The sequence below is a fragment of the Thioalkalivibrio sp. genome, assembly GCF_041685615.1.
GTDB lineage: Bacteria > Pseudomonadota > Gammaproteobacteria > Ectothiorhodospirales > Ectothiorhodospiraceae > Thioalkalivibrio.
Window position 1 is genome coordinate 9,073 of sequence record NZ_JAWLFK010000059.1, and the last position, 2,093, is coordinate 11,165.

The window sequence follows — 2,093 nt, forward strand, 5'->3', positions numbered from 1 at the left end:
CCCTCGAGGGACCGGGCCTTTTTCATGTCCGGGTCGGACCGTCAGTCGAGGCGACCCGTCTCCTGCGCCAGGGCCCGCAGGGCCTCCGTCTGCCCCTCCGGAAGCTGGTCCCACTCAAAGCGCCAGCTCCAGTTTGCGTCCGCCACCGTGCCCGGCATATTCATCCGGGCTTCCGAACCGAGCTGCAGGACGTCCTGCATCGGCAGGATTGCCAGTTGTGCCGGTGAACGGCAGGCGGCTCGGATCATCGGCCAGGGCATCTCCCCCGCGGGCCCCTGGTCCAGCGTCTCGATCACGTGCTGCTGCATGGCCGGCTCCAGGGAGTGAAACCAGCCCAGCGTGGTGTCGTTGTCATGCGTGCCTGTGTACACGGCACTCAGTTCGTCGTGGTTCGCCGGCAGGTAAGGGTTGTCCGACCCGCCCTCGAAGGCGAACTGCAGGATGCGCATGCCCGGCAGGTCGAAGCGCAGGCGCAGCGCGGTCACCTCCGGGGTGATCACGCCGAGGTCCTCGGCCAGCAGGGGCAGCACCCCCAGGCGGTCCTGCAGCTGTTCGAAGAACTTGGCACCGGGTCCCGGAACCCAGTGTCCCTGCGTGGCATCCGGCTCGCTCGCCGGCACGGCCCAGCTGGCCTCGAACCCGCGGAAGTGGTCGATCCGCACCGCGTCCACCGTCTCCAGTGTCCAGCGCATGCGCTCCACCCACCAGTCATAGCCTCGCTCGGCCAGACGGTCCCAGCGGTAATGCGGATTGCCCCAGCGCTGCCCGGTCTCCGAGAAATAGTCCGGCGGCACGCCGGCCACCGTCAGGGGATGCCCCGTCGCATCCAGATCGAACAGATCGCGGTGGGCCCAGACCTCGGCGGAATCGTGGGCCACGAAGATAGGCATGTCCCCAAGAATGAGGATGTCCCGGGCACGCGCATGCTCGCGCACATCCTGCCACTGGTCGAACACGACAAACTGGGCAAAGCGGACCGCCTTCAGTTCCTGCGCCGCCTCGCGCTCGACGGCCGCAAGGGCCTCCGGGTCGCGGTCGCGGAGGGCAGCCGCCCATTCCCACCACGGGCGGCCCGCCTCGCGGGCACGGATGACCACGAACCGGGCAAAATCATCCAGCCAGACCGGACCCTGCGCATCGCAGAAGGCCTGGTAGGCCTGCGCCCAGCCATCGCCGGGCTGCTCCAGTCCTTCGCGGGCCTGTTGCAGCAGGGCCTCGACCGACCCATGGGGCGCGTCCAGGCCCGCCCGTTCGGCCAGCCGCTGCGGATCGATCAGGCGCACATCCCCGGCGAAGGCCGAGATGCTGGCGTAGGGGGAGCCGTCCTCCTGGGGCGGATGCAGCGGAAGGATCTGCCACAGGCTGAACCCCGCATCCCGCGCCCAGTCGAGAAAACGGAACGCCTCCTGCCCCAGCGTGCCCACCGGGCCCGGGCCCGGCAGTGATACCGGATGCAACAGCACACCGGCCCGGCGGCACTGCATCAGGGGATTACAGTGTTCTTCGCCCGCCTCCATCGACTACTGCCCCTTGCGCATCGTGCCGCCGGCGGCGGGATCGCCGCCGCCCACCGAGAGCACCTCGCCCAGGGACTCCGGCACTTCCAGGTCCGCCAGTTGGTACAGGCGCGCCAGGTGGCGTCGATAGAGCTGTTCGAAGTCGCTGACCGAACCAGCCGGGTTGTATTCCCCGAACCACCAGCACCAGTCGGAGCCCTCGCACACCGCCAGCTGCTTGCGCAGGGCCGGCGTATCCAGCCCGGGATGCCGGGCAACCGCCTGATCCACTGCGGTCCACGCCTCGATCAGGCGGTCCCAGCCCAGGTTCTTGTCCGGATCGCCGATCCAGGTGGAAAAGGTCCCGTACACCCAGGAGCCCGCCACGAGCCCCGACAGTTCACCCCGGTCGGCCCGCGGGCCGGTGCGCTGGCAGACGTCCGAAAAGGTGCACAGGTTCAGGTTCGGGTTCGCCGCCAGACGCTCGTACAGCGCCTGCAGGAAGTAAAAGCCGTTGTCCGGGTAGTACTCCCAGGCGTTCTCGCCATCCAGGATGACGGCCACCACACCACCCTCGGGCGAAACGGAGGCGATATT

General features: G+C 68.6%; 1 protein-coding gene and 1 pseudogene. Both read right to left on the reverse strand.

The window, feature by feature from the left end; genetic code table 11:
• Positions 1-41 precede the first annotated feature (41 nt).
• Positions 42-1,517 carry a 4-alpha-glucanotransferase gene (gene malQ, locus ACESLR_RS10510; protein ID WP_373023913.1) on the reverse strand — a complete coding sequence of 492 codons (1,476 nt, stop codon included), beginning with the start codon at positions 1,515-1,517 and terminating at the stop codon, positions 42-44.
• Positions 1,518-1,520: 3 nt separating this feature from the next.
• Positions 1,521-2,093, reverse strand: a pseudogene (locus ACESLR_RS10515) (glycoside hydrolase); the annotation flags it as partial.

Bases quoted from the DNA above. Each gene is read 5' to 3' on its own strand.
- malQ (WP_373023913.1), bottom strand. From the start codon at position 1,517: ATGGAGGCGGGCGAAGAACACTGTAATCCCCTGATGCAGTGCCGCCGG.